Origin of the sequence: Hahella chejuensis KCTC 2396, from assembly GCF_000012985.1 — a bacterium.
Lineage (GTDB): Bacteria > Pseudomonadota > Gammaproteobacteria > Pseudomonadales > Oleiphilaceae > Hahella > Hahella chejuensis.
This window is the reverse complement of the sequence record NC_007645.1, coordinates 5,569,905-5,587,479: the sequence shown is the minus strand read 5'-3', so window position 1 is coordinate 5,587,479 and position 17,575 is coordinate 5,569,905. Positions and strand designations below refer to the sequence as shown.

Genomic DNA, 17,575 nt, shown 5'->3' with positions numbered 1-17,575 from the left:
TGTAGTTCATACCCAAAAGGGCTGCGGCGCGCCTTACGGCTTGAAAGGCGCAGGCAGGTCATCACCCAAATAGCATAGAAAAAATCATAACTCCGGATGATACCAATTGGTTGTTTAATGTATAACCATTGGCGTACCAATAAGGCCATAATAGTCAATGGAAGGGTGATAATATGAATCCACTCAAGAGAACAGGTATGCTCTCGCTGGCGCTGACGACCGGATTGATGGCCGGTCAGGCGCTGGCGGAGTTCAAGGTGGTGGGATATTTCCCCACCTGGCAGGGGGATGTGAACAGCATTCCTTATGACAAAGTCACTCATATCAATTATTCCTTTGTGCTTCCCACCGCCAATGGCGGCTTGCAACCTCTGGAAGGCGGTTCGCAACGGCTGAGCGCCCTGGTGCAGCAAGCGCACGCCGCCGGCGTGAAAGTACAGATCGCTGTCGGCGGTTGGAACGATGGCGATGATTCCGCCTTCGCGGCTTTGTCAGCAAACAGCGGAACCCGCGCTGCTTTTATCCAGAATCTCATGAGTATGGTGGACCAATATGGTCTGGACGGCGTTGATCTGGACTGGGAATATCCTGAAGCGGGCGCCGAAGCGAGTAATTTCAAGGTGCTGATGCAGGAGCTTGGCGAGGCGCTGCACGCCAAAGGTAAAATCCTTACCGCCGCCGTCACCGCCACAGACTTTCCCGGCAGTGTGGACGCTGACGTAATCAGCAGCGTCGATTTTCTGAATTTGATGGTATACGACCTGGGCTATCCTCATTCCACGTATGAACATGCTCAAAGCGCTTTAAGTCACTGGAAGTTCAATGAAGGCCTGCCGCAGGAAAAAGCCGTATTGGGCGTGCCTTTCTATTCTCATAAAGACTGGGTCGCCTATAAAGACGTGATCGCCCGCTACGGCGCTTCCGCGGCTCAGCGTGATGACGCCGGCGGCCTGGATTACAACGGTCAGCCTACGATTCGCGCCAAAGCGGAGCTGGCCCTGGCTGAAGCCGGGGGCGTCATGTTCTGGGAAATTTCCCAGGATACTCATGACGACACGTCCTTGATGAAAACTATTTGGGATGTGGTAAGCGGCTCAACCGATCCAACCGATCCAACTGATCCAACCGATCCAACCGATCCAACCGATCCAACCGATCCAACCGATCCAACCGATCCAACCGATCCAACCGATCCAACCGATCCAACCGATCCAACCGATCCAACCGATCCAACTGACCCAACTGACCCGGGTGCCTGCGATATTACCGTCTGGAGCGCATCTGCGGTGTACACCCAGGGCATGAAGGTCAGTTATGACGGAAAGGTTTACGAGGCGAAGTGGTGGACTCAGGGCGAGACGCCTTCTCAGTCCGGTCAATGGGGCGTCTGGAAAGAAATTGGCGTCTGCGATGATGATGGCGGCGCGCCGACCGATCCCACGGACCCAACCGACCCCGGCGGTCCTACAGACCCGATTGATCCAACGGACCCAACCGACCCAGGCGGCCCTACTGATCCGACAGACCCTACTGACCCGTCCAGTTGCGCAGTATGGCGGGAGGGCGTGACTTATCAGGCAGGGGATGTGGCGTCATACAGCGGGTCCGTGTACACCGCGTTGGTGACTCACACCGCGCATGTAGGCGCCAATTGGAACCCGGCTTCCACGCCAACCTTGTGGGAGCAAAAAGGCGAATGCGATGACGGGGGAAACGATCCCGGAGACGGCGACGGGGATAATCCCGGCGACGGTGATGGCGATACACCGGGAGATGGTGACGGAGACACCCCCGGAGATGGCGATGGCGGCAATCCTGACGACGGCGGCCCAGGCCCTGTCAGCGGCTTGCCCAAACACGCCCTGATCGGCTATCTGCATGCGAGCTTCGCCAATGGCTCCGGCTATGTGCGCATGGCGGACGTTTCCAATGACTGGGATGTGATCAACCTGTCATTTGCAGAACCGACCTCTCCAACCTCTGGAGAAGTGGAGTTTCATCTGTGTCCGGTATCCGAATGCGCCAATGTGGAGTCCGAAGCGGACTTCAAAGCCGCGATTCGCGCCAAACAGGCCAAGGGCAAAAAAGTGCTGATTTCCATTGGCGGCGCCAACGGACAGGTGCAGTTGACCAGTACGGAAGCGAAAGACGCGTTCGTGCGGTCTGTGTCGGCGATTATCGACAAATATGGTCTGGACGGTCTGGACATCGATTTTGAAGGACACTCGTTGTATCTGAACTCCGGCGACAATGATTTCCGTAATCCGACCACGCCGGTTATCGTCAATTTGATTGCCGCCCTGAAAGAGCTCAAAGCCAAGTATGGCGCAGGCTTCGTGCTGACCATGGCGCCGGAGACCTTCTTTGTGCAGAACGGCTATAGCTTTTACGGCAGTGGTCAATGGGGTGGCGCCGATCCTCGTTGTGGCGCGTATCTGCCGGTGATCTACGCGATGCGTAATGATCTGACGTTGCTGCATGTGCAGGATTACAACTCAGGACCTATAGTCGGACTGGACGACCAGTACCACACCATGGGCACGGCGGATTTCCACGTGGCGATGACGGATATGCTGCTGGCGGGCTTTCCCGTGCAGAAAGACCCCAACATGATGTTTCCTGCGCTCAAGCAGAGCCAGATCGCGATTGGTCTGCCGGCCAGCGTTAACGCCGGCGGCGGCTTCACCTCCGTACAGGACGTGCAAACCGCGCTGGACTGCCTGATGAAGAAAGAGAACTGCGGAACTTATCAGCCTAAAGGCGTTTATCCCAATATGCGGGGGCTGATGACCTGGTCCATCAACTGGGACAAGTTCAACAATTACGAGTTCTCCAAGAGCCATAAGGCGTACTTCGAGCAATTCGGTCTGTAACCGTCAGCACTGTATAGATCAATACGACTCCGAAGGCGCCTGAACGGTGCCTTTGCTTGTTTAATATCCAGACTGCGGATATTGTGTGCGGCCCAGTAGTTGTAAACAGAAGTAGCAGTCAATCATGGATCTCAGCGCCCTCGCAGACGGGTCTAAAAATACGCCGGGTAAAATTCTTCAGGTTAACCACGCTGGCGAATTCGGCGCCATCAACATCTATCGCGCGCAGATTGTCGTCGCACGCCTCACTGGCGCCAAACACCTGGGGCTTCTGGAAGAATTTTTAGTCCACGAAAAAGAGCATCACCGCATTTTTGGAGCAGAGCTCAAACGCAGGGGCATTCGTCGCTGTCCCAGTCTTTGGCTGTGTGGCGTAGGCGGTTTTGTGCTGGGACTGATATCCGGCCTGTTGGGCAAAAATTCGGTGCTGGCCTGCACCGCGGCGGTGGAAACCGTGGTTCTGAAACACTTACGCGAGCAGCTTCAGGCGTTAGAAAAACTGGGCGACCAAGCCGCCTATGACGCCGTAGCCAAGATCGTTAAAGACGAAGAAGAACACCAACAAGTTGGAATGGAAGCTAATCAGGACTGCATCTTCTATCGTCCCTACTACAACATTATCAGCCAGTGCACAGAAGCTGTAATCTGGATGGGAATGCGCCTCTAGATAACGAAGATGTTTTACGCTGCTTAGTTTGAATTCGGCCCGCCTTAACAGGATTTTATGAGCGAAAAATACACAAGAAGACAAGTTGTCTCCGCACTGAAAACACCCTTGATAGTATTTATCAGCGTGTTCTCCCTGATCCTGTTCTTTGGCTTCATCATTCCGCTTTTACTCGAACTGAAGCTTTCGTCATTCTCCTGGCTAATCTCCTGGAGTTTTTGGAAAGTCATCTTAATCATTGTCAGCGCCCTTGCCGCACTGTATCTAGTGGGAACATGCCTAAACAAAGCGGACCAGTTCCTGAAACAACGCCTGCCATTTAAAGCCTACGCCGCCTACTTGGCGTTTGGGCGTCTTATGCAGGTGATTATGTATCTGTTTCTTGGCGCCATGCTTTATCGTGGATATATCAATGGGAATGCCCAAGTATATGGAGGTGCTTTGGTGATTGTGTACGTTGTTTTTGCGAACAATTACAGGAGGTTGGTTAATGGTGGTGATAAAATGTGAGTGATATTTTGGTATAAGAGGATGTATGCAAGAAGGAGCTACTTAAAAGGCTCTTTGATAACGCCTTCGCCATTCCAATAGTACTTGAATGCGCCGTTACTTTTTGATTTGTCACAGGTTTCAATTAGCCTGAAAAAATAGTCAGTGAAGGTTGACCCTCTATCTTCTATGTGGCTTCTTCCTTCGTCTATTCTATATACAACAGGGTCTGGATTTCCGTTGCAGATAAAAAAGTCAAATATCAACTCATCAAAAGAAGAAAAAACAAATGACTTTTTAGGGGTTCTTATTCCCAATTCCTCTTCTTCTATTAAGTTATCCAATGAGTCTCTTAGGTTCAGTATGTCGGGATAAGATAAAATTAGCGTGGAGCCAAGCTTCCCCATATTCTTACCTCAGCAAAGAAGGAAGCTTTTATAACTATCTGGAAGTTGGACGGAAAACGACTTTTCTAGGTTTATAATATCGCTGGGCGCTGCGCCAATTAGCTCATCTGCGGTAGCTAACTCATTTTCGATAATTGCTATTTTAAATTCGCCTGGGGTCATGTTGGCTTTATTAACCCCCTTTTATCAATTTGGCCCAAGTATCCTGGCGCATCTATATCCATTATTTTTGCTTGTTCTTTTGTCAGTCTGGTTAAGAAGTTGTTAAGTCGAGGCGCATTCATTGATGAAAGAGCATGGTTGTCTTTTATTTCACCAGATGTTTCTGAAAAATAAATATCTACGTTTAAGGACATAAGTAAACGAAGAGGTGAGCTTCTATCTGTCTCATCTTCTAACTGAAACCAGAGTGTAACTCCTCCTTTTAACCAGTTTTCAATGCCATCATTGCCTACTAGGCTTAAATCCAAGTCTGCCTCTACCTCTAAAATGTCGTGGTAATTGAGCAGGAAGTTTTCCAGTGATTCCTCACTGGCATCAGGATTAAACTGCGCAGCATCCTCTCCTACAGAGCTTGTCGTAATTGACAGACTTCCCAGTTTGGCGAAGTCGCCAAGAGAACTGAGTGTGCGTAAGACAGATGTTCTAAGGAGAGTTTGCTTATCTGAATCACTACTTATAAATTCAGGGTGCATCACATCAAGATCCCAGCATGCTAGTCCTATCTTGTATCGCCAAGTATCTGTCGGTAAGTTGAATTGCATTAGATTCAGGCTATCCTGCTATGTCCTTACACCAGAAATCGATAGCAGGAAGTTTGATAGATGGTCATCTTCTTTGTATGTATGGTTGTCCCATATTGATAAAAAGTATACAGCAGGGTCGTTACCATCGCTCATTTTGAAATACCAGAATTGCTCGCCGGAGTATTCGCCAATAAGAAATACGTCGCTTTCTAGCGTCACAGGGGATTTTGCTTCTGAGTTAGCTTCGTCAAATACATCTTTGAGTTCTAATAAGTCAGGGTACAGATCAATGGAAACTTCCTTGAAATAGCGGGATGGCTCCTTGCCGCAAGTTATAAGGAACTCCTTGTAAACATAGGGGAGCGAGCCCAAAGCATATTCTTCTACTTTGCAAAGTTCTTTGGCGCCTATACCGGAGTAGCCAGGTATGAGACCTGACTTGATTAAGACTTTTAGATTCTCGCCGAGCTGCTTTTTGAAGTTCTCGATCATCTTTCCCCGCGAAAGCCATTTAGTCGCTTAGCCTATTCACACCATAACCTTTAATGAGAGAGCTTTGAATAGCTTGTTCATGTAGTTTTTTGGTGGGGTTATGTCTATTAAAAAGGGCAAAGCGATAGGAGGGACTTTATTGGGAGGGCGAGCTTTTGATGTGACTGATTGTTAGCTCTTCATCGTGGAAAACGGATGCTTGATGGCCTATCAAGCATCAGGATCATAATAAAAATAAGGGTCGCCGTTTTCGTCAACGATGCATTCATATAAGCCTTGTGAATAGCGCTCCAGTTGAATGTCTTCTTCTTTTTCGCTTGCTGCCATGTAAGCGTCCCAGTGTTTTTTATGTTTGGCGTGGCAGGCGTCGAATTGGGCTTCCACGGCTGAGATGCAGGCGGGGTCGTCTTCGCCGCAGGTTTCTATCAAGTACGACTTTTGAAACTTTTCTCCCGCCAAGTCGATCAGGCCGTCGCAGCCTGTTAGCAAAAGGCTGGCGAGTAATGTGGCGGCGGCTTTATGTGATGGGCGCATGTTTTATCCTCCTGTAGCGGGCCAAGTCCATGGTCGGCCTTGTCTGAGGGGGGCATTATAGGGATGCTTCAGATACAGGAAAGCTTTTAGCCGACTTCAGCTGCATATATTGATCTGGATTGCGTCTATCCTCATTAAATCGATGTCAAAATATGGCTCCAATCTGCTATCTTTGCGCCCCTTGTCGGCGCTTGGCGCTGGTCCCGGATTTAAATTCAGATGTGAGTGATAAGGTATGAGTACAGAACAGACATTGCATGCGCGTAGCGAATCAAAATGCGAGCTTTGCGGCGCGACGGATAATCTCGGGATCTATGAAGTGCCGCCTGCGTCTGATGGTTCCGCTGACCAATGCATTCTGGCTTGTGCGGTTTGCCGGGGGCAGATGGATGAGCCGGACACGTTGGAGGTTAATCACTGGCGTTGCCTGAACGACAGCATGTGGAGTCAGGTTCCCGCGGTGCAGGTAATGGCGTGGCGTATGCTTAAGCGATTGAGCGCAGAGCCCTGGGCTCAGGACTTGAGCGACATGCTGTATCTGGATGACGATACGCTGACGTGGGCGAAAGCGACAGGCGAGGGCGAAGCCAAGGAAGAGGCGGTGCGTCATCTGGACAGCAATGGCGCGGTGCTGGAAGCGGGGGATACGGTCACATTGATCAAAGATCTGGACGTGAAAGGCGCCAACTTCACCGCCAAGCGCGGCACGGCCGTGCGAGGCATCTCTCTGGTGGCGGATAATCCCGAGCATATCGAAGGTCGGGTCAACGGCCAGCAGATTGTGATTCTCACCAAGTATGTGAAGAAAGCCAAATAGGCTTACCCAAAAGAAAACGGGGCGACTTGAGTCGCCCCGTGGATTTTCTCTGGACTTACCCCGCCCATCTTAATCTTCGCCGCCTGCTCAAAGATTCTTGAACTCTTTGTTGACGTTAAAGCGATTGGACGTGACGTAACGCTCCATGGACTGCAAACGCATTTCCAGTGCGCGCATGCGCTCTTTGAGCTGACGGGCGCGGTCGGAAGCGCTTTCGCCGTAATCAAACAACGGGCGTCCATGGCTGGGCGCGTAGCTGTTGCGTGGGCGCTTCGCCAGCAACACGACGCCGGCGATATAAAGCAGAACCCCAAGGCTGCCGCTGAAGATGAAGACCGACAGCATGATAATGCGCGCCAGCCAGACCGGCTGCCCGTAACTTTCCGCCAGTCCTGCGCAGACGCCGGCGATCCAGCCCGCGTCAGGGTCGCGATACAGATTGCGGTTGTAGCCGTTTTGCTTGTTGGCTTCGTTCATGGCGTACTCCTTAATGGTGCTGCGGACGATCATGACGGTTGTCGTAAGTGCGCCAGCCGCCATGATCCGCATCTAATATGGTTTCCAGCGCGTTAATGCGCTGCTCCAGTCGCTCTGCGGTCCTCAGCGCGCTTTCCAGCAGGTCGCGCTCGTCTTCGGACAGGCTGCGGCGTATTTTGCTCTTGGTCCGGTAATGCAGGATCAGCCAGATCGGGGCGACCAGACTGAGGAAGATTACGGTCGGCACGAAAAAGAAAACCATAATGGACGACATTAGTTTTTACTCCCGCTATCGGCGTTCATGCGCTCTTTCAAATCCGCCAGCGCCTGCTCAACCTTGTCGTTACGCTCCAGCTCGGAAAACTCATCCATCAGAGAGCCGGTGCGGCCGAGATCATAGGATTCCACCTGCGCCTCCAGATCATCCATTTTACGCTCGTAGGCCTCAAACTTGTTGAAGGCTTCTTCCAATTTGTCCCGATTGCTGGAGCGACGGATATCCATGCGGGAGCGAGCGGTCTGTTCGCGCACCACCAGGGATTTCTGCTTGGCCTTGGCGTCGTCCAGTTTCTGCTGCAGTTGGGCGATCTCTTCGTGCAGCACTTCGAGCTGTTCCTCTATCGCCTTCAACTCTTTGCCGGCGATCTGTAGATTCTCTTCAATGGCGCTTTTTTCCGCCAGAGCTGCGCGGGCGAGGTCTTCGCGGTTTTTGCTCAGAGCCAGACGGGCTTTGCCTTCCCAGTTTTCGGACTCCTGACGCAGGTAATCCATGCGCCGCTCGAGTTCTTTACGGTCCGCGATGACTCGGGCGGAGGTGGTGCGCACTTCGATCAGCGTTTCCTCCATTTCCTGGATCATCATGCGAATCATTTTGGCGGGATCTTCCGCGCGATCGAGCAGGGCGGTCAGGTTTGCATTAATGATGTCGCCGAAACGAGAGAAAATACCCATAAATCAATCTCCTTTGCTGTATAGCCTGCGCACTCTCTATAAGCGCGATGGCTTTTGAAGTCGGTTGTAACGTTGCTATGACCTTAGCGAGTCTTGTGCCAATTTTTGTAAATACATGAAAATATTGGATTTGTTTGATTTTGTGGCGATATTTCTTCATTCCTGGGTTGTCTTAAGTGGCTTTTAAAGCTTATTTTTAGCCTAATTAGCTAATAAATGGTTTTTTAATGGATGGTCGTCGCCAAACCCTGATTGGTAGTTCGGAAGAGCTGCATCGCGTGCTGCAGCAGGTGTCTCAAGTGGCTCCTTTGAACCGGCCGGTACTGATTATCGGTGAGCGAGGAACAGGCAAGGAGTTGATTGCAGAGCGTCTGCACTACCTCTCTTCCCGTTGGGAGCAGCCTTATCTGCAAGTGAATTGCGCCGCGATGAGTGAGACGCTGCTGGAGTCTGAACTGTTTGGTCATGACGCAGGCGCCTTCACGGGGGCTACGCGGGGCAGGGCGGGACTGTTCGAAAGGGCGGATGGCGGCACGCTGTTTTTGGACGAACTGGCGACTGCTTCCATGCAGGTGCAGGAAAAGCTGCTGCGGGTGATCGAATATGGCCGTTTCGAGCGTCTCGGCGGCAACAAGACGCTGCATGTGGATGTCCGGGTGGTCGCCGCCACCAATGCGGACTTGCCCACGATGGCGGCGGGCGGGCGCTTTCGCGGAGATCTGCTGGACCGGCTCGCGTTCGATGTTATCAGCCTGCCGCCGCTACGGTTTCGCAAAGACGATATTCGCGAACTGGCTGAGCATTTTGCGCTGAAGATGAGCATCGAACTGGGGTATGACTGGTTCGCTGGTTTCGCTCCAGAGGCGATGACGCAATTGATGAACTACCACTGGCCGGGCAATGTGCGAGAACTGAAGAATGTGGTGGAGCGCAGCGTTTACCGGCACGGGGCGCAGGAACAGGTGTTAAGGGAAGTCGTAATCGATCCCTTTGACAGCCCTTGGCGGCCGTCTGGTTTAGTCGAAGAGGCGAAGCCGGTTGAGCCGAAAACCATGCAGCCTGAGCCGGATTCCATAGCGGAGGCGGAGAGCCTGGATTTGCGCACCCGCATGGCGCAGTTTGAGCAGCGCCTGATTGCAGAGGCGCTCGCCGCCAATCAATTTCATCAGAAGCGGGCGGCGGACGCGCTGGGACTGACCTACCATCAACTGCGCGCCGCGCTGCGCAAGTATCCTCAGTTACTGGACGGAGATAACGCGTCCAAGTCGTAAGCCGTGCTGAACAGCTTCGGGTCGTCGCCGAAATACTTCTTACGCAGGTTATCGAACCTCCCTGACGCTTTGAGCTGGTCAAGCGCATCGTTCCAATCCTGCACTTTGACGTTAGGAGATTTCTTGCTGGCGGCGATCCATAGGGGAAGCGTTTGTAATGGGCGCCCATATTGGAGCTTCTGCGAGTACTCTCCCTGCTTCCACCCCAGCATGGCCTCGGGCTTGGCGGTGTAGATGGCTTTCACCTGATCATCGGCTAAAGCTTCATACAGCTGCTTACCGGTAAGCGCGATGTAAGGCACATCCTCCGCTTTGAGCATTTCTTCCTGCGGCGTGCCGATAATGACGCCAATGCCTCGCATTTCGCGAGCGGTATGGAAATCGTTGATAGGCGGGCGTCCTTCCTTGGTAATGAACATCACGGGGACGTCGAACACCTTGCAGATCCAGGTGTAATTGGCCTCCCTGTCTTTGGTGCGGCTGAGTGGAAAGATAACGGCATTGGGCGTTTTAATAGCCATATACTGCGCCCGGTTCCAAGGCAGAAAGTTGGCGCTGACCTTCAATTTCATCAGCTTGTTCATCTCTCCCACCACTTCCATCAGAAAGCCGGGAGATTGTATGGACTTACTGGTGTAGATAGGTTCATCTTCAAGGTAAAAGACGACATCATGATCCGCCGCCGTGGTGACACTCAGTAGTAAAAGCAGGAACAGCGTCAGAAAACGCGGGCGTTGCTTAGGTGGTGACATGCTTGGGTCCCAATAAAAATGTGTGCTCAGCGCTCGCCGAAACCCTGCTCAAGGTATAGCAAAGAAAGGGGAACGCTGCAAAATACGCAGACTCAAGACTGGGTGTTTGTGTCCGGCATATTGAGGTAGATCATCGTGACGCCAAGAATGACCGTGAATCGGAACGCGCCTTGTTGTCCATTCCAGATTTTGGACTGCCACATCAAAAACCACTCTCCGCCAATGGCGATAAAGCCGGTGAACCAGAGGATCACGCCCAGAGTCAGCCCCACAATGGCCAGCCCTTTGGCTTGATTGAAGCGCTCAGCGTCTTTCGCGCTTCTGAGCAGACGGTAGCCGCCCATCCAGCACAGAATCGCCACCAAAGATTCCGTTGCGATGATCAGGGCGTAAGCGCTGTGGTGTATCGCGGGAGAGTTAAGGGCGCGCCACATGCCCTGATTGTCAGGGAAGGTGGTGTCCATGCTTAATACGTGGGAGACGAAGGCGAAGTTGGAGCCGTAGTCCGTCAGGTTGTTGAAAGCCACCAGGGTGGCGAATAAAGCGGCGGCCCATACCAGGGCGATTTTGGAATAACGTGTGTACATACTGTTCCTTAGTAATTACTGCTGGTCGCAACTTGCGGCTTCCGGGTATGGCGCACGGAATGTCGCGGAGCTGCTGGTTTGCCCTGAGGGCCCGATGTCCGAGGGTTACCGCATCCCCTGGAGATACTGCTTTCTTTCCTCCTTTGGAAACTTCTCGATGGCGTAGCGCAACATGGTGCGGGGCATGGCGCGGTAATGTTTGAGCAGGAAATCCTCCTCTGTTCGCTTATCCCGATTGCCCACTTCCCGCAACATCCAGCCCACCGCTTTCTGGATCAGATCCTCGCTATCCTGTAGCAGGATTTCTGCGAGCTGCAGAATGTCCGTAAAGTCATGGCGGGTGATGTAATGGTAAGTGGCCAGCACGGCGATGCGTCGTTCCCACAAATCGGGTGACGCCGCCAGCGTATAGAGCTGACTGCGATCTTTATCTTCAAGATAAGGCCCGACGATAAAACGTGCGGAGCCGTCCACCAGATCCCAGTTGTTGATGAGCCGGGTGTTGGCCAGGTAGGCCTCGTATATCGCCTGCTTTTGCTCTGGGCCCCCTTTCTGATACAGCGTCACTAGCAACAATAAGGCGAGCATGCGCTCTTCATGATAGGGGGATTTTAGTGACAGTAACGTTTCCGACAAACTGACGCCGCGAAACTCGGACGCCAGTTTGCGTAACGTCGGCATGCGGATGCCCAGAAACCGGTCGCCAGCGCCATACTCTCCTGGTTCGGTTTTAAAAAAACGCAGGGAGTGTGCGGCGATAGCTTCATTGCCGAGGCTGAGCAGGCGGGCGCGGATCGCGGTGGCGTCGGGTTGCATGTTCGCTGTCTCAGTTTAACCGTTGGCGAAAGTGGTCAACGCGTCGCCGGTCAGACGATAAATCACCCATTCATCCATGGGCTTGGCGCCGATGGATTTATAAAAATTGATGGCGGGCTCATTCCAGTCCAGTACGCTCCACTCAAAGCGGCCGCAGCCCTTGGCGACGGCGATTTTTGCGATGTGGCGAAGCAGCGCTTTGCCGGCGCCGGCGCCGCGGCATTCGGGAGAAATGTAGAGGTCTTCCAGGTAAATACCGTGTTTGCCCAGCCAGGTGGAGTAGTTAAAGAAGTAAACCGCATAGCCCACGGGTTCGCCGTTAACTGAACAAATCAAGGCGTGGGTGCTGGAATCAGGCCCGAATAGAGATTGCTGAATCTCCTCCGCATTGGTTTTCACTTCATGCTCCGCTTTCTCATAGATCGCCAGCTCAGTGATGAATCTAAGAATGAGTGCGGCGTCGTCTGCGGTGGCTTGCCTGATGCTGATATCCGTCATGTATTCCTCTAGCTGTGTATGGTTTTATTCGTGGGAAGGGAGGGCGGCTTACACGGAGCCTTCTTTTTCGATCACCAGAATCCTGGCGGCGCCAACGGGATGGGCGACATGTTCGGTCCCGACTGCGGCGTAGAAGACGTCGCCAGTTTGCAGGGTGGCGACTGTAATCTCTCCGTGCTCCTTGTAGTGCATGTCCACTGTTCCGTCCAGGACGGCGAAAACCTCTTCGCCATCATTAACATGCCACTTATACGGCTGATCCGTCCAGTGCAGACGGCAGGTGACGCCGCTCATGTTGGCGATATCGAGCGCGCCCCAGGCGCGATCCGCGGTGAATTCTTTGCTACGGATGACTTTCATGGCGTTTCAGGTCCTGTGTATGCTTGAGCGCGGACAGTATATGAGAGAAACAGGCCGGGAGAGAACCCGCCATGCACTCTCCGCGACAAGCGCCGTTCAGTGACGGCGAGACAGGAGCGAGATGCGGGAAAGAGAGGCCTGCCTGATTAATAGTAAGGACATGTGATGGAATGCAGATTATTGACTCAGGACGACCTGGACGCTTTGTTTGAATTCGAATTGGCCAACAGGGACTGGTTTGAAGCCTTCATCGAGCCCCGGCCCGATGCTTTCTACACCAGGGAAGGCGTGGCCGATCACATTGAAGACTATTTGCGAGGATGGGAGCAGGGGCGTCAGCTTCCATTTTTACTGTGGGGAAATGAGGCGTCAGGCTCTGCAAGCCAGGTTGTAGTAGGGCGCGCCAATTTGCGGGGAATCCGCCATGACAGCGGCGACGCCTGGATCGGTTATCGTGTGGCGGAGAACTATTGCGGACGTGGGTTGGCCACCGGTGCGGTAAGGCGTCTGATTGACGAAGCCTATGACCGGCTGGGACTGCGCCGTCTGCTCGCCGTGGTCTCCATCGCCAACCCTTCATCGAGCCGTGTATTGGAAAAGTGCGGCTTCCGTCAGTCTGGCCTGATTCCGGAAGCGGCGACGCTCAAGAACCGGACGCTGGATTGTTACGAATATCAGCATTGCCGTGATTGGCGGCCATCCCGGCGACCCCTTGCATGAACTGTTTGACGACGCTGTCCAGGTGCGCATTGATCTCGTCCTGGGGTAACGCGACGCCGAGCAGGGCGCGCCAGAATAAATCCCCCCGCAGTAGCGCCATGAAGTGACGGCCTGCGCGAACGGGATCTGTCTGCGGGATCTCCCCTTTCCGCATGCGCTTGTCCAGAAAACTTCCGATAGCGCTCTCAGCGACAGCGGGACCGGACTGATAAAAGGCCTCGCCCAGTTCTGGGTCTGCTTGAATCTCCGCCAGAATCATGCGGATGGCCGCCAGATTGTGCGGGCATAGCAGGAAGGTGAGGAAGCGTTCCGCGATGATGCGCAGGGCTGGCTCCAGGCGGCGTTCGTCGGTTTGCAGGTCGCTCAACTCCTGAATGAATCTGGCGCTGGCGCTGGACACCACGGCCTGAAATAACACCGTTTTGCTCTTGAAGTGGTTGTACAGCGTCGCCTTGGACACGCCGGCTTCTTTCGCTACCCGGTCCATGGAGGCGCGGGCGTATCCGCTTTGATGAAAAACGTTCTTGGCGGCTTCAAGTATTTGTTCAGTGCGTTGTGGGTTAAGTGCCATGGTGGTCGTTAAATTGCCTTTGTGCTTATCCGTCATATCAGAGTAGAATGCGAAAACTGAACTGTACGGTTCAGTTTTTCTAATTGCAATCGACATAATTTTAACCCGGCGGCGGCTGAAAATCAGAAGTTGGGGCCAAAGTCCGACTCTTTACTCAGAATTTCCGTCCGCGGGCCCGTCTTTATCCTGAATCTCTTTAGCGAACGTGGGACTGTTCCATGTCAAAGAAAATGATCCGACTGATGTTGTTTTTCAGCCTGGCTGGCGTCGCTGGCTGCGGCTATTACCTCTGGCATGCCGGCAAGGTTTCAACCGACGATGCGTTTGTCGAGCGGGACGTGATCTACCTGACGCCTCGGGTCTCCGGCGTGCTGGTGGAGGTGTTGGTGAGCGATAACCAGAAGGTGGCGACGGGAGACTTGCTCGCCCGCATTGACCCTAAACCCTACGAGGCGGAGCTGCAAAGCGCATCCGCCCGGGTGGCCATGCAGCAGGCGGCGATGGTGAAGGCGCAGGCGGATCTGGAGGCGTTTGTCGCACGTTTGGAGGCGCGTAAGCAAGACGCCCTGGCGCAAGTGAATGTAGCCAAAGCAGAGAAGCAGCATCATGAAAGCAACCTGGCGCGCCTGGATGCGCAAATTGCGCAGGCGCGGAGAGATGTGGATCGTTATGAACGTCTTGCCGGGCGTAAACAGGTTTCCGAGCAGGCTTTGGAAGATGCGAAAACCAATCTGGCTACGCTGAGCGCCGAACGCGAGACCGTAAAAGCGTCCATCGACGTCGCAGCCAGCAAAGTCGCGGCAGCGCACTCCCAACAGAAAACCGTCGCTTCCGATGAGCGCAATATCGCTGTTCTGCGCGCGGCGATCGGGCAGAGCGAAGCGGCGCTCAAGCAGGCGCAGGCGGATGAAGCGCGCGCCAGTCTGGCGTTGCAGTGGACGGAAATCCGCGCCACGTCTAATGGCTGGATCAGCCGCGTTGAAAAGCACCCCGGCAGCTTTGTCAGTCCCCAGACCAATTTCGCCATCGAAGTCACCGGCGCTGCATGGGTCAAGGCCAACTTCAAGGAGACTCAGATCGGCGACGTAAGAGTCGGCGATAAAGTCAGCGTTGAAGTCGACGCTTATCCTGGGGTGACTTTCAGCGCCAAGGTGGAGTCTTTCCAGCCCGGCACGGGTTCCCGTTTCAGTCTGCTGCCGCCGGAAAACGCCTCCGGCAACTACGTGAAAGTGGTGCAGCGCGTGCCGGTAAAAATCATTTTTGATGAAGTCCCCGACGGGGTGCAGCTGTGGCCGGGCATGTCGGTCATTCCCACTGTCTATGTCAGCGGCTCCTGATGTCAGCGAACGCAGGGCGGAAAGCCGTTAATCCCTGGCTGATCGCGCCGCTGGTGGCGCTCGCCGCCTTTATGGAGGTGCTGGACATCTCCATCGCCAACGTCTCGCTGCAGCATATCGCCGGCAGTCTGGGAGCGGGACCGGAAGAAACCACCTGGATACTGACCTCCTATCTGGTCACCAACGCCATCGCGCTGCCCATCGCCGGCTGGCTGTCCGACTATTTTGGGCGTACGCGCTTCTTTATCGGCAGCATTATCGGTTTTACGCTGGCGTCTCTGGCCTGCGGCATGGCTCCAGGGCTGGAAATGCTGATTATCTTTCGCGCCGTACAGGGTCTGGCTGGCGGCGCGTTGCAGCCGGTATCTCAAGCGATACTGGCGGACAGTTTCCCCTTGGAAAAGCGCGGCATGGCGTTCGCCATGTACGGTATCGCCGTGGTGGCGGCGCCGGCGATTGGTCCTACCCTGGGCGGCTGGATTACGGATGAGTTCAGTTGGCGCTGGATCTTTCTGATCAACGTGCCGGTCGGCATTGTGCTGATCATGCTGGTCAAACGTTATTTGCCGGATGAGCCCGCCAATCATGACGGCTCCAAGGTGGATTATTTCGGCTTCGCCCTGATCGCCATCGGCCTGGGCTGTCTGCAATGGATGCTCGATACCGGACAGCGCGAAGACTGGTTTGAGTCGCCGCAGATCGTCGCCTTGGCGGTGATTGTGGTGGTGGCGCTGTTAACCTATATCGTGCGTTCTTTCGATCAGAAGAATCCTATCGTCGACCTGACGCTGTACCGTTATCCCAACTTCGCGATGGCGAATGTCATCATGTTTATGATGGGCTTTGTGCTGTTCGGCTCCACCGCCTTGTTGCCGCTGCTGATGCAGACGCTGATGGGGTATTCGGCTTTCGACGCGGGTCTGGTGCTGTCGCCGGGCGGATTCGCGATCATGTTTATGATGCCTATCGTGGGGCGTCTGGTTGGCGCCGTGGATTCCCGTATTCTGCTGACGCTGGGACTGGGCGTCAGCAGTCTGGCGCTTTGGAATCTGGGGGAGTTGACTCTGGCGGTGGATCGGGACCAGCTGGCGATGGCCCGGGTGTGGCAGACGTTGGGTCTGGCGTTCCTGTTCATTCCCACGACGTCCAGCGCTTATGTTGGATTGCCCACCTCGGCGAATAATCAGGCGGCGGCTATGCTGTCGTTCATGCGTAATCTGGGGGGCGGCGTCGGCATCGCCTTGCTGATGACGTTCCTGGATCGCGTTGCGACCGTGAATCGCGGTCATCTGGTGGCTAACACCAGCCCGGTCAGCGAGGTCTGGAGCCATCACTATATGCAGTTGCAGCAGATCTCCGGCGACGCCACTCGCGCACTGATGATGGCCAATCAGCAGGTGGCCGAGCAGGCGCGTTTTATCGCATTCATGGACAGCTTCAAGTTGCTGGCGGTTATGTTTGCGTTGCTGATTCCGCTGGTATGGAAGCTGAAGCCGTTACCCCGCAGCGGCGTTGGCGCGCCTCAGGGCGCTCATTAGAGCGTCTGCACTGCAGGCGCCGCTATTTGGCGGCGCTGTCGCAGTACAGCTTTTTCAGCAGCGCAATCATCTGTTTGACTTCATTGCCTTTAAGACGATAAGTCACGCTCTGCTGATACTTCTCCGTCTCCACCAGATCCGCCTGACGCAGCACGCTTAAATGCTGCGACATGGCGGACAGGCTCAGCTCCGCCGCCTCCGCCATTTCCGTCACCGTACGCTCGCCGTCGCACAGCAGGCAGAGAATGAACAATCGATTGCGATTGTCCATGGATTTGATTAACGACAAAGCCTTTTCAAAACCTTCAGGGTCAAATTCGTTATCCAGCATAATTTGAAGCCATACATCTAATGAATTGACTAATATTTTAGAATAATCTAAATTAGCAAAAGATCATTTAGATTATTCTAAATAAACAATCAGCAGCTAAGCCTTCAGCTGTCCGAACAGGAGTAGGTCTCTATGAACATTGATCGACTGGTCTTCGCATTCGCAGGTTTCATGGTTTCTCTCGGTTTGATTCTGGGTTACTGGGTGAGTCCCTATTGGTTCCTGCTTTCCGCCTTTGTCGGCCTGAATATGTTTCAGGCGGCGTTCACCGGCTTTTGTCCGTTAGCCATGGTGTTGAAAAAACTGGGGTTCCGTCCCGGAAGCGCCTTTCGCTGAGGCCC

23 protein-coding genes are annotated in these 17,575 nt (G+C 53.8%); 9 read left to right on the top strand and 14 right to left on the bottom strand.

All coding sequences use genetic code 11. From position 1 onward, the window contains the following. Positions 1–173 precede the first annotated feature (173 nt). The 3 genes from HCH_RS33490 (at position 174) to HCH_RS24480 (ending at position 4,050) form a co-directional block, all read left to right on the top strand. Positions 174–2,873: a glycosyl hydrolase family 18 protein gene (locus HCH_RS33490; protein ID WP_011399182.1), complete on the top strand. Its 2,700-nt coding sequence runs from the start codon at positions 174–176 to the stop codon at positions 2,871–2,873. A gap of 124 nt (positions 2,874–2,997) precedes the next feature. Next, positions 2,998–3,540, top strand: coding sequence for a demethoxyubiquinone hydroxylase family protein (locus tag HCH_RS24485; RefSeq protein WP_011399181.1), 543 nt, complete (start codon positions 2,998–3,000; stop codon positions 3,538–3,540). A gap of 57 nt (positions 3,541–3,597) precedes the next feature. Next, the gene (locus tag HCH_RS24480; protein ID WP_011399180.1) at positions 3,598–4,050 is read left to right on the top strand and encodes a hypothetical protein; all 453 of its coding nucleotides are present in this window, start codon (positions 3,598–3,600) and stop codon (positions 4,048–4,050) included. A 38-nt stretch (positions 4,051–4,088) separates the two neighbouring features. Here the strand turns inward: HCH_RS24480 and HCH_RS24475 are convergent, their stop codons facing one another. The 4 genes from HCH_RS24475 to HCH_RS24460 all read right to left on the bottom strand — a co-directional run bounded on the left by HCH_RS24475 (position 4,089) and on the right by HCH_RS24460 (position 6,208). After that, the gene (locus HCH_RS24475; protein WP_011399179.1) at positions 4,089–4,436 is read right to left on the bottom strand and encodes a hypothetical protein; all 348 of its coding nucleotides are present in this window, start codon (positions 4,434–4,436) and stop codon (positions 4,089–4,091) included. A 158-nt stretch (positions 4,437–4,594) separates the two neighbouring features. Further along, on the bottom strand, positions 4,595–5,200 hold the full coding sequence (locus HCH_RS24470; RefSeq protein ID WP_041598905.1) for a hypothetical protein: 606 nt from the start codon (positions 5,198–5,200) through the stop codon (positions 4,595–4,597). Between the two features lie 18 nt (positions 5,201–5,218). Continuing rightward, a complete protein-coding gene (locus HCH_RS24465; protein WP_011399177.1) occupies positions 5,219–5,674 on the bottom strand; it encodes an SMI1/KNR4 family protein in 456 nt (151 codons plus the stop codon). A 210-nt stretch (positions 5,675–5,884) separates the two neighbouring features. Then, complete coding sequence (locus HCH_RS24460) at positions 5,885–6,208, bottom strand: hypothetical protein (RefSeq protein WP_011399176.1); 324 nt, start codon at positions 6,206–6,208, stop codon at positions 5,885–5,887. A 235-nt stretch (positions 6,209–6,443) separates the two neighbouring features. Here HCH_RS24460 and HCH_RS24455 point away from each other — a divergent pair, with 235 nt between their 5' ends. Next, positions 6,444–7,025, top strand: coding sequence for a PhnA domain-containing protein (locus HCH_RS24455; protein ID WP_011399175.1), 582 nt, complete (start codon positions 6,444–6,446; stop codon positions 7,023–7,025). 87 nt (positions 7,026–7,112) lie between these two features. Here HCH_RS24455 and pspC read toward each other — a convergent pair whose 3' ends face one another. From pspC to pspA, 3 genes are read right to left on the bottom strand one after another with little or no spacing between them, the layout of a single operon-like run. Continuing rightward, entirely contained in the window at positions 7,113–7,502 is a 390-nt protein-coding gene (pspC, locus tag HCH_RS24450) for an envelope stress response membrane protein PspC (RefSeq protein WP_011399174.1), read from the bottom strand. Positions 7,503–7,512: 10 nt separating this feature from the next. After that, the gene (pspB, locus tag HCH_RS24445) at positions 7,513–7,776 is read right to left on the bottom strand and encodes an envelope stress response membrane protein PspB (RefSeq protein WP_011399173.1); all 264 of its coding nucleotides are present in this window, start codon (positions 7,774–7,776) and stop codon (positions 7,513–7,515) included. Then, entirely contained in the window at positions 7,776–8,453 is a 678-nt protein-coding gene (gene pspA, locus HCH_RS24440; RefSeq protein WP_011399172.1) for a phage shock protein PspA, read from the bottom strand. The genes pspB and pspA overlap by 1 nt, the downstream gene beginning before the upstream one ends. A 227-nt stretch (positions 8,454–8,680) precedes the next feature. Between pspA and pspF the strand changes: the two genes are divergently transcribed. Next, positions 8,681–9,724 (top strand): phage shock protein operon transcriptional activator, encoded by a 1,044-nt coding sequence (pspF, locus tag HCH_RS24435; protein WP_011399171.1) that lies wholly within the window; start codon positions 8,681–8,683, stop codon positions 9,722–9,724. Here the strand turns inward: pspF and HCH_RS24430 are convergent. The 5 genes from HCH_RS24430 to HCH_RS24410 form a co-directional block, all read right to left on the bottom strand. Next, the gene (locus HCH_RS24430; protein WP_011399170.1) at positions 9,688–10,476 is read right to left on the bottom strand and encodes a substrate-binding periplasmic protein; all 789 of its coding nucleotides are present in this window, start codon (positions 10,474–10,476) and stop codon (positions 9,688–9,690) included. The genes pspF and HCH_RS24430 overlap by 37 nt on opposite strands. 92 nt (positions 10,477–10,568) lie before the next feature. Next, a complete protein-coding gene (locus HCH_RS24425; protein ID WP_011399169.1) occupies positions 10,569–11,063 on the bottom strand; it encodes a DUF2165 family protein in 495 nt (164 codons plus the stop codon). Between the two features lie 105 nt (positions 11,064–11,168). Further along, a complete protein-coding gene (locus HCH_RS24420) occupies positions 11,169–11,879 on the bottom strand; it encodes a DNA alkylation repair protein (RefSeq protein WP_011399168.1) in 711 nt (236 codons plus the stop codon). A gap of 15 nt (positions 11,880–11,894) precedes the next feature. Then, positions 11,895–12,377 (bottom strand): GNAT family N-acetyltransferase, encoded by a 483-nt coding sequence (locus tag HCH_RS24415; RefSeq protein ID WP_011399167.1) that lies wholly within the window; start codon positions 12,375–12,377, stop codon positions 11,895–11,897. Between the two features lie 48 nt (positions 12,378–12,425). Continuing rightward, complete coding sequence (locus tag HCH_RS24410; RefSeq protein WP_011399166.1) at positions 12,426–12,737, bottom strand: cupin; 312 nt, start codon at positions 12,735–12,737, stop codon at positions 12,426–12,428. Between the two features lie 165 nt (positions 12,738–12,902). Between HCH_RS24410 and HCH_RS33270 the strand changes: the two genes are divergently transcribed. After that, complete coding sequence (locus HCH_RS33270; protein WP_011399165.1) at positions 12,903–13,457, top strand: GNAT family N-acetyltransferase; 555 nt, start codon at positions 12,903–12,905, stop codon at positions 13,455–13,457. On the opposite strand, the gene HCH_RS24405 is transcribed toward HCH_RS33270, so the two are convergent. Beyond that, positions 13,381–14,028, bottom strand: a complete 648-nt coding sequence (locus tag HCH_RS24405; RefSeq protein WP_158304992.1) for a TetR/AcrR family transcriptional regulator — start codon at positions 14,026–14,028, stop codon at positions 13,381–13,383. The two genes, HCH_RS33270 and HCH_RS24405, sit on opposite strands and share 77 nt — an antisense overlap. A gap of 218 nt (positions 14,029–14,246) precedes the next feature. Here HCH_RS24405 and HCH_RS24400 point away from each other — a divergent pair, with 218 nt between their 5' ends. Both HCH_RS24400 and HCH_RS24395 read left to right on the top strand, forming a co-directional pair. After that, entirely contained in the window at positions 14,247–15,365 is a 1,119-nt protein-coding gene (locus tag HCH_RS24400; protein ID WP_011399163.1) for an HlyD family secretion protein, read from the top strand. Next, positions 15,365–16,903: a DHA2 family efflux MFS transporter permease subunit gene (locus HCH_RS24395; RefSeq protein WP_011399162.1), complete on the top strand. Its 1,539-nt coding sequence runs from the start codon at positions 15,365–15,367 to the stop codon at positions 16,901–16,903. The genes HCH_RS24400 and HCH_RS24395 overlap by 1 nt, the downstream gene beginning before the upstream one ends. A 22-nt stretch (positions 16,904–16,925) precedes the next feature. Here the strand turns inward: HCH_RS24395 and HCH_RS24390 are convergent, their stop codons facing one another. After that, positions 16,926–17,234, bottom strand: coding sequence for an ArsR/SmtB family transcription factor (locus tag HCH_RS24390; RefSeq protein WP_011399161.1), 309 nt, complete (start codon positions 17,232–17,234; stop codon positions 16,926–16,928). Between the two features lie 132 nt (positions 17,235–17,366). Here HCH_RS24390 and HCH_RS24385 point away from each other — a divergent pair, with 132 nt between their 5' ends. Continuing rightward, positions 17,367–17,570 carry a YgaP family membrane protein gene (locus HCH_RS24385; protein WP_011399160.1) on the top strand — a complete coding sequence of 68 codons (204 nt, stop codon included), beginning with the start codon at positions 17,367–17,369 and terminating at the stop codon, positions 17,568–17,570. The last annotated feature ends 5 nt before the right edge of the window (positions 17,571–17,575 follow it).